We start from the raw sequence: 8,845 nt of genomic DNA on the forward strand, positions 1-8,845 counted from the left end.
GTCCTTGTGGTCAGGCCGGAGCGCGAGGCGGATAGATCCGCGTGGGCATCCAGAAAATCAGCAGGATCAACGCCACCGCGACACCGGCCATGACGACGTAAAGATCCGAAGAGGTCAGCACCACGGTCTGCTCGTGCAAGCGGTGGGCGAGGCCCGGCGCATCAGTGTCGGCCAGGGGCGAATTGCCCAGGCGGTCCACCAACATGGTTGAATGGAAATGCCCGCGCTGGGTGGTCAATGTATCCAGCACCGCAGTGGCGATCACAGCAGCCAGGCCCTTGACGGTGTTGAACCAGGCCGAGGCGAACGGCCCTTCGATGGGTTGAATACTGCCGGTGGACAGCATCAGCAGCGGCAACACGGCCATCGGCTGGCCGAAAATCTGCAGCAGGTACCAGCCATAAAAGTCGTCGCGAATCCACGCCGAAGTCAGGTGTGAACTGCCGAGGCAGCACAGCACCAACATACTCAGGCCAATGCCCAGCACCCAGCGGCAATCAACCCAGCGCAGGTTGCACAGCGCCGCCACCAGCGGCAGCGCGATCAGCTGCGGCAACGCCATCAGCAGCATCACCGGTGCGGTCTGCAGCGGCCGGTAGCCCTGGACCTGGGCGAGGAAACTGGACGGGATGATGATCACCGAGGTCAGCACCATCAGCACGCCAGCCAGTACGATCAGGGCAAACGCCAGGTTGCGCAGGCCGAGCATCTGCAAGTTGAAGAAGGGCAGCGGCTGCGACCATTCGTTGAGCATGAACAGCACCAGCAACAGCGTGCCGCCACTCAGCAGGAAGGTAATCAGGCCCGACTCGAACCAGTCCAGGCGATTGCCTTGCAACAGGCCGATCACCAGCATGCAAATCGCGGGGAAGCCCAACAGCAAACCACGCCAGTTGAACTGCTTGAAGCGCTCCAGGCGCAGCGGGTCTTGTGGCAAGCCGTAGGCCACGGCCGCCATGGCCAGCAGGCACGGCGCGACGATCTGCCAGAACGCCCACTGCCAGCCGACGTATTCGGTCCACAACGCCGCCAACGGTGTGCCCAGGCTGGGGCCGAAGGTGGCGGTGAGTGCGTAACCGGCCAACCCGTACAACTTGACGTTGGCCGGCAAAAAACGCAGCGCCACGGTCATCAGCATCGGCGGCAGTGCGCCACCGGCCAAGCCTTGCACCGTGCGCAGCAGCAACAGGCTTTCGTAGTTGGGTGCGAACGGGCAGAGGATGCCCAGCACGGTGAACAGGCCGATAGCGCACAGGGTGAATCGACGCAGGGAAAACGTCACCGAACACCACGGCGCGAAGGCCATGGCTGCCACGGACGTAGCGGTGTAGGCCGCGACCAGCCAGGTGCCTTCGTCAAAGCCGATGTACAGCGCACCGCGGATATCGGCGAGGGCGACCTTGGTGACCATCTCGTTGAGACCAGAGACCAGTACCGCCAGCAATACGCCGAGCAGCCCGATGATGATGCGCGGGCCGAACACGGGTGGGCTCAGCGACGTAGGTTTGGCTGCGGCCTGGACAGCGGGGGCAGCGAGGGACGTCATGAACAGGTAACTCGGAATGAGAAATACCCGAGCAGTTTAATCAGGCACTCTCATGACAAAAAGTTACTTGTTGGCAGGTTATAAGTGCGCCAGACGCAACTCATAATAGCTCAAGGCTCGAATTGTGGATGGGGCTTGCCCTCTGTAGGAGCGAGCTTGCTCGCGAAAAACCCATAGGCGCCGCGTTTATTCAGGAAGCACGCGTTATCGTTGACGTTTTTCGCGAGCAAGCTCGCTCCTACAGAGTTTCAGGTGGGCTGCGCTTCCAGCCAGGTGGCGTGGCAACTCGCGCGCATGGTTTCACGCAGCCATTTATGGGCTGGGTCTTTGTCGAAGCGTGGGTGCCAGGATTGCGCCAGGACCAGGGTTGGCAGTGAAATCGGCAAGGCGAACGCGCGCAGTGGCAGGTTCAGACGCTTGGCGCTCAGGAGGGCTTCCTTGGGCACCGGCAGCAGCAGGTCGGAATCGGGCAGCATGAACATCGCACCGTGAAAGCCTGGGGCGATCATGGCCACTCGGCGCTCCAGGCCTTGGGCATTCAACGCGGTATCGATGGGCCCGCGGGCGATGCCGCGCCGGGAGATGCTGATGTGGGAGTAGCTGGCAAAGCGTGCCGCCGTGATTTCTTCGTCGAACAGCGGGTGGTCTTGCCGCGCCAGGCCGACAAAGGTGGTGGAGAACAGGTTCTGCACCTTCACTTCCGGGCTGGCGGGCATGGTGTTGCTCACCCGCAAGTCCAACCGCCCTTCGCGCAGGGCTTCATCGTCGGTGTCGCCTTCGGGCACGAAGCGCAGCTCGCACAGCGGCGCCATGCGCTCCATGGTGTCGAACAGCCGCCCGCCATACACGCCGATGAAAAAGTCATTGGCGCGCACGCTGAAACGGCGGCGCAAGGTGCTCAAATCAACCTGGTCCGCCGAACGGAACAGCAACGCGGCCTGCTCCACCACGTTGCGCACCTGGCCTTGCAGCTCAAGCGCCTTGGGCGTCGGCACCAGGCCACGGCCGGCACGTACCAGGATCGGGTCACCGACCGCTTCGCGAATACGCGTGAGGGTGCGGCTCATGGCGGCCGGGCTGAGGTTCATCCGCCGTGCGGCGCCCACCACACTGCCCTCGTCGAGCAACGCGTCGAGGGCGACCAGCAGGTTCATGTCCGGTAGTTGCATGCCAAGCACTCGTGGTCCGTTGGGAGTGAACTGGGCGCAATCCTAGCAGGCTTTATCGGGTTAGAAAGGCGCATCCCCTTGAATGGTGGTACGGAACAATTTACGCCGCAGGTGGCTTGGGCAACCGGCGGCCAGGTGGATCAGCGAGCGGTTGTCCCAGAACACCAGATCGTGGGGCTGCCACTGGTGGCGGTAGATATTTTCCGGCAGCACGCTGTGGGCATAGAGTTGGCCCAGCAGGTCACGGCTTTCGTCATCGGGCAGGCCGACGATACGGGTGGTGAAACCCTCGCTGACGAACAGCGCTTTACGGCCGTTTTCCGGGTGGGTGCGCACAACGGGGTGCACCACTTCGGCAACCTGGGCGAGCTGTTCCGGGGTGAGGGTTGGGCGCCAGTTGCCTTCGAATTTGGTTTCGCTATAGCGCGCGGTGTAGGAGTGCGCGGCGCTGCGACCTTCGACGGCGTTGCGCAGGTGACCTGGCAGTTGCTCCCAGGCTTTGTGCATGTCGGCGAACAGGGTGTCGCCGCCTTCAAAGGGCAGTTCCTGAGCATGCAGCATCGAGCCCAGGCTGGGCAGTTCTTTGTATGACAGGTCCGAATGCCAGAACTTGCCCGCATCCCCCAGGCCGATGGATTGGCCGTTCTCGATGATGTTGGAGACGATCAGGATTTCGGGGTGGTTGGCCAACAGGAACTGTTTGAGCACATGGATCTGCAACACACCGAAACGGCGGCTGAAGGCGATCTGTTGTTCGGGGGTGATGCGTTGGTCGCGGAACACGATGACGTGGTGGTCCAGGTGCGCGCGGTGGATGCGGGCGAAGTCCTGGTCGTTGACTGGGCGGGATAAGTCCAGGCCGATGATCTGGGCGCCGACACTGCCGGGGAAGGGGTGGATGTCGAAGGTTTGGGGGGCGGTGGTGGCAGGCATTGGATTCATTCCCGGCGGACAGGGGAATGAATTTATAGACATAAGGATGGAAGCTTAAATACCGTTAGCGCATATGGATATGGCGTTTGGTTTGAGCTGTAGGATGATGCTGACGGCCTCATCGGGGGCAAGCCCCCTCCCACATTTTGATGTGTGAACACATTCAAATGTGGGAGCTGGCTTGCCTGCGATGAGGGCGGTACAGGCGCTGAAGATTAACGCTCGTGCAACGCCTCTGCCCGCGCCTTGATGATTGGCTTGAGCAGGTAGCTGAGGATGCTTTTCTTGCCGGTGATGATATCCACCGAAGCGACCATGCCGGGGATGATCAGCAGCGGCTTTTCATCGGTGCCCAGGTGGCTGCGGTCAGTGCGCAGGGTGATCATGTAGTAGGTGGTCTTCTTGTCTTCATCGGTGATGGTGTCGGCACCGATACGTTCGAGCTTGGCTTTCAGCCCGCCGTAGATGGTGTAGTCATACGCGGTGAACTTGACCACCGCTTCCTGCCCAGGGTGCAGGAAGGCGATGTCTTGCGGGCGGATCTTGGCTTCTACCAGCAAGGTGTCGTTCAGCGGCACGATTTCGACCATGTCGCTGCCCGGCTGGATTACACCGCCCACGGTGTTGACCAACAACTGCTTGACGATCCCGCGCACTGGCGAGGTGACCAGGGTGCGGCTGACCCGGTCTTCCAACGCGCGGCCGGTGGACTCGGCCTTGTTAAGCTCGGTGCGGGCCTCGTTGAGTTGGGTCAGGGCTTCGCTGCGGAATTTGCCGCGGGTTTCATCGATCTTGCGTTGCACTTCCTTGATCGCCGATTCCGCACGCGGGATCGCCAGGGTGGTGGCGTCCAACTGCCCACGGGTTTCCATTTCGGCGCGTTTGAGGCGCAGCACTTCTACCGGCGACACCGCGCCCTGGGCCACCAGCGGCTCGGACATGTTGATTTCCTGGCGTTGCAGGGACAACTGGCTGCGGTATTGGCCCTGCTTGGAGGTGAACTCGCGCAGTTCCTGTTGGCGCTGGACGAGTTGCTCCTGCAAGCCGCCGACTTCGTCTTTCAACTGCTGGCGGCGGCTTTCATACAAGGAGCGCTCGTTGGCGGCCTGGCTCGGCGCGGCCTTGAGCACGTCGTCGGGGATGTTCAGCGGGCGGTCATCCACCTGCGCGCTCAAACGCTCGACGCGCAGTTGCATGGCCAGGCGCAGGGCTTCGGTTTCACCGGCGTTGGAGACAAACCGCGTGTCGTCGAGACGAATCAACGGCGCGCCGGCCTCTACGATCTGGCCTTCCTTGACGTAAAGTTCGGCGACGATACCGCCTTCCAGGTTCTGGATTTTCTGCAATTTGGACGACGGAATCGCCTTGCCGTCGCCACGGGTCACTTCGTCGATCTGGGAGAAACCGGCCCACACCACCAGGAATATAAAGAACGCGATAATCGCCCAGATGGTCAGGCGGATCACCCGCGGCGCATCTTCAATCAGCGCCTTGTTGACCTCGGGCAGCGGCTGGCCCTGCAGCGAATCGGAGCCTTTGAAGTAGCGGCCGACCGCACTCTTGATGGAGTTAAGCAACACTGATCTGCCCCTTCTTCAACGCTTCCATGACCACGGCTTTGGGGCCGTCCGCGAGAATCTGCCCACGGTCGACCACCAGCAGGCGGTCGACCAGAGAGAGCAGTGAGGCTCGGTGCGTGACCAGCACCACGGTCTTGTTTTGCACCACGGCTTGCAGGCGTTGCTTCAAGCGTTCTTCACCGGTGTTGTCCATGGCGCTGGTGGGTTCGTCCAGCAGCAGCATGGGCGGGTTGAGCAGCAGCGCACGGGCCAGGGCGACGTTCTGGCGCTGGCCGCCGGACAGGTTCTGCCCACGCTCGCCGACTTGCAGTTCGTAGCCTTGGGGATGCAGACGGGCAAATTCGTGCACGCCGGCCAGTTCGGCGGCTTGCAGGACCATTTCATCCTCGACGTAACGCGCACCGCTGACCAGGTTGTCGCGCAGGGTGCCGGCCAGCAATTGAATATCCTGGGCGACATAGCCGATGTTGTGGCGCAGCTCGCTCACGTCGATCTGGCGCACGTCCACGCCGTCCACCAGCAAGGAGCCGGAGTCGGGTTGGTAAAGGCCGACGATCAGCTTGGCCAGGGAGCTTTTGCCCGAGCCGCTGCGGCCGATGATGCCGATTTTTTCCCCTGGTTTGATCACCAGGTTGATGTTTTTCAACGCCAGGTTCTGCTGGTTCGGGTAAGTGAAATTCAGGCCCCGGCACTCGATGGCGCCTTGCAGGGTGCGACGGCTCATGGGGCGCTCTTCGAAATTGCGCTCCTGGGGCAGCTCCATCATCTGGTCCACCGAGGTCATGGTGACCTTGGCTTGCTGGTAGCGCGTCAGCAGGCCCGACAGCGAGGCCAGCGGGCTCAAGGCACGGCCACTGAGCATGTAGCAGGCAATCAGGCCGCCCATGCTGAGGTTGCCATCGATGATCTGGTACACGCCGAACACGATCATGATTACGCCAGCCAGTTGCTGGATCAGCAGGGTCATGTTCATCGACAGGCCCGACAGCAACTTCACCCGCAGCTCAAGCCGGCTCAGGGTGCCGATGGTCTGTTCCCAACCATACTGACGCTCGCTCTCGGCGTTGTTGACCTTGACCGCATCGAGCCCGGCGAGGGTTTCGATCAGGCTCGACTGACGCTCGGCGGCTAGCGCCATGGTGCGCTCCATGGTCGCGACCAGGGGCTTCTGCAAGGCGTAGCCGATGCCCAGGGCCAGTGGGAATGCCAGCACCGGGATCCACACCAGGTGCCCGCCGAGGATGGCGATGACCAGGAAGATCAGCAGCGTAAACGGCAGGTCGATCAGGCTGGTGAGGGTCAAGGACGCGAGGAAGTCGCGCAGGCTTTGAAACTCGTGAATGTTCTGCGCGAAGCTGCCGACCCGCGCCGGGCGGTACTTCATGGACATGCCGACGATGCGCTCGAACAACGTGGCCGAGATGATCAGGTCGGTTTTTTTACCAGCCAGGTCCAGGCAAAGGCTGCGCAGGCTTTTGAGGATCAGGTCGAAGAGGTAAGCACCGCAGATGCCCACGGCCAGCACCCACAGGGTGGCGGTGGCCTGGTTCGGCACGACGCGGTCGTACACGTTCATCACGAACAGCGGCGCGGCCATGGCGATGATGTTGATCAGGAAGCTGGCGGCGATGGCGTCGGTGTAGAGCCAGCGCGAACGCATGAGGGTGTCACGGAACCACGAGCGCGCCCGTGGAATCAGGCTGCCGTGGTTGACGTCGAATTTGTGTTGCGGCTGTGCAAAGAAGACTTTGCCGATGTAGTCGTCGGCCAATGCTTCGCGCTTGATCAGCACTTCACCGCCGTCGCTTTCACTGAGCAGGATCCGCGCTTCATCTTCGCCCTGCCAGCCGACCAGCACGGTACTGCGACCGTCCTTGAGCAACAGCAGCGCCGGCAATGCAATGGTCGGGATCTGATCCAGCTTGCGTTGCAGCAGCCGGCCTTGCAGCCCGGCCCGCGCAGCGGCACGCGACAGCAACTCGGCACTCAACCGTTGCGAAGGCAGCGGCAGGCCGGTGGTGAGCATGGCCGCGCTGGCCGGTTTCTGATGCAAGGCGCAGAGCGCCAACAACCCGTCAAGTAACGGGTCATCGTGCAGTGCGCGTGGATCATGACTGAGATGAACTCGACTGACTTCAGGTTCCACGCGGCGCACTCTCGACTAACAGATGGGGCTATTGGGGTGGCTCAATTCATCCCAGGCAGTTGGACTTTAGGTTTCACGTCGTTCTGCACGACGGAGGCCATTGGTGCAACCACTCCCTGGCTCTTGAGCAATTCGCCCATGGTCGCCTTGATTCGGTACTGAGTAAATAACTGAATGTTCTTGATTTCTTCCAGGCGGCGGGAAGCAGTGAACAATTCATTCTCGCTGTCGAGCAAATCCAACAGAGTACGTTGACCAAGGCTGAACTGTTGCTGGTAGGACGTGCGTACGCGGGTGCTGTGATCCACGTACTGCTGGGCGACCGGCAATTGCGCGTTGGCGTTGTTCAGGGCGTTCCAAGCCAAGCCTAGCTCTTCATTGAGTTGGCGCAAGGCGTTGTTGCGGATGTCGAGTGCCTGGTTGGCCTGGTAGGACTTCGATTGCAGGTCGGCCTTGTTGCTGCCACCGGCGAACAGGTTGAAGCGCATGCGCACCATGGCTTCCCAGCCATTGCTGTGGTTGGGGTCACCGGAGACATTGTTGTCGGCGTTGGTGCCCAGTTCAGCGTCAAAGCGTGGGTAGAACGTGGATTTGGCGGCGTCGTACTGCTTCTCGGCGGCAGAGATATCCGACTCGGCCGAACGCAGCACCGGGCTGTTGTCGAGCATCTGGCGGCGCGCTTCGTTCAGGTCTGCCGGCAGCATGGCCATGAACGGGGCCGGACGCTCGAGTTCGTCGGGCATCTGGCCGACGGCGCTGAGGTAGTTGACCTGCGCGTCGGCCAGGTTGGTCTGCTCGGTGATCAAGTTGTTGCGGGCCTGGGCCAGGCGCGCTTCGGCCTGGTCCTGGTCGGCACCGTTGCCAACGCCACGCTGGGTGCGCAACTTGATCTGGTCGTAGATGCGCTCGTGGTTGCGCAGGTTGTCTTCGGCCAGGCGCACGAATTCACGGCGGGTCAATACTTCCAGGTAAACCTGGGCAACGGTCAGCGCGGTGCGCTCGGAAGTACCGAGCAAGGAGTAAGCGCGGGAATTAACGTTGGCTTGTTGACGCCCGACTTCGCTGGAGGTGGCGAAACCGTCAAAAATCATTTGCTGCAGGCGCAGGCTGGATTCGCCGCGGTTGAGCGTGTCCCAGTGATTGCCGCCTGGGTTGTTGGCGCGGGTGGTGGCGTTGTCGGTTCCTTGGCGGCCGTAACCGGCGTTCAGGTCGACACGCGGCAGGTAGCCACCTTGTGCGGCGCGCAATTGGTAATCGGCGGCGATGCGGCTGTTAACACCCGCCTGAATTTCCGGGTGTACGTCCAATGCCTGTTGCATGGCTTGGGGCAGTGTCTGGGCTTGTACGAAACTGGCGGCGAGAGCGAACGGTATTGCCTTGAACAGGTGCAGACGCATTTAAAAATTCCCCAAGACTTCTTGTCTCAAATCACAGCGATTGGCACCGCTGCGTCGGATAATGGCTACCGTAA

General features: G+C 61.6%; 6 protein-coding genes. All 6 read right to left on the reverse strand.

Features of this window, described 5'->3' with window-relative positions; genetic code table 11:
- Positions 1-10 precede the first annotated feature (10 nt).
- The 6 genes from V8689_RS29085 to V8689_RS29110 all read right to left on the reverse strand — a co-directional run bounded on the left by V8689_RS29085 (position 11) and on the right by V8689_RS29110 (position 8,771).
- The gene (locus V8689_RS29085; RefSeq protein ID WP_056782529.1) at positions 11-1,546 is read right to left on the reverse strand and encodes an MFS transporter; all 1,536 of its coding nucleotides are present in this window, start codon (positions 1,544-1,546) and stop codon (positions 11-13) included.
- A gap of 248 nt (positions 1,547-1,794) precedes the next feature.
- A complete protein-coding gene (locus V8689_RS29090) occupies positions 1,795-2,715 on the reverse strand; it encodes a LysR family transcriptional regulator (RefSeq protein WP_056782528.1) in 921 nt (306 codons plus the stop codon).
- Positions 2,716-2,775: 60 nt separating this feature from the next.
- A complete protein-coding gene (locus V8689_RS29095) occupies positions 2,776-3,657 on the reverse strand; it encodes a TauD/TfdA dioxygenase family protein (protein ID WP_236710103.1) in 882 nt (293 codons plus the stop codon).
- A gap of 206 nt (positions 3,658-3,863) precedes the next feature.
- Positions 3,864-5,228 (reverse strand): HlyD family type I secretion periplasmic adaptor subunit, encoded by a 1,365-nt coding sequence (locus V8689_RS29100; protein ID WP_032894247.1) that lies wholly within the window; start codon positions 5,226-5,228, stop codon positions 3,864-3,866.
- Positions 5,218-7,374, reverse strand: a complete 2,157-nt coding sequence (locus V8689_RS29105) for a type I secretion system permease/ATPase (protein WP_056782867.1) — start codon at positions 7,372-7,374, stop codon at positions 5,218-5,220. The genes V8689_RS29100 and V8689_RS29105 overlap by 11 nt, the downstream gene beginning before the upstream one ends.
- A 41-nt stretch (positions 7,375-7,415) precedes the next feature.
- A complete protein-coding gene (locus V8689_RS29110; protein ID WP_032894249.1) occupies positions 7,416-8,771 on the reverse strand; it encodes a TolC family outer membrane protein in 1,356 nt (451 codons plus the stop codon).
- Positions 8,772-8,845: the final 74 nt, after the last annotated feature.

This window comes from Pseudomonas sp. AK181, from assembly GCF_051122975.1.
Taxonomy (GTDB): Bacteria; Pseudomonadota; Gammaproteobacteria; order Pseudomonadales; family Pseudomonadaceae; genus Aquipseudomonas; species Aquipseudomonas lactis.

Excerpts from the sequence above, each read along its gene's own strand:
- V8689_RS29090 (WP_056782528.1), bottom strand. The coding sequence starts at position 2,715 with ATGCAACTACCGGACATGAACCTGCTGGTCGCCCTCGACGCGTTGCTC.
- V8689_RS29085 (WP_056782529.1), bottom strand. The coding sequence starts at position 1,546 with ATGACGTCCCTCGCTGCCCCCGCTGTCCAGGCCGCAGCCAAACCTACG.
- V8689_RS29095 (WP_236710103.1), bottom strand. The coding sequence starts at position 3,657 with ATGAATCCAATGCCTGCCACCACCGCCCCCCAAACCTTCGACATCCAC.
- V8689_RS29110 (WP_032894249.1), bottom strand. The coding sequence starts at position 8,771 with ATGCGTCTGCACCTGTTCAAGGCAATACCGTTCGCTCTCGCCGCCAGT.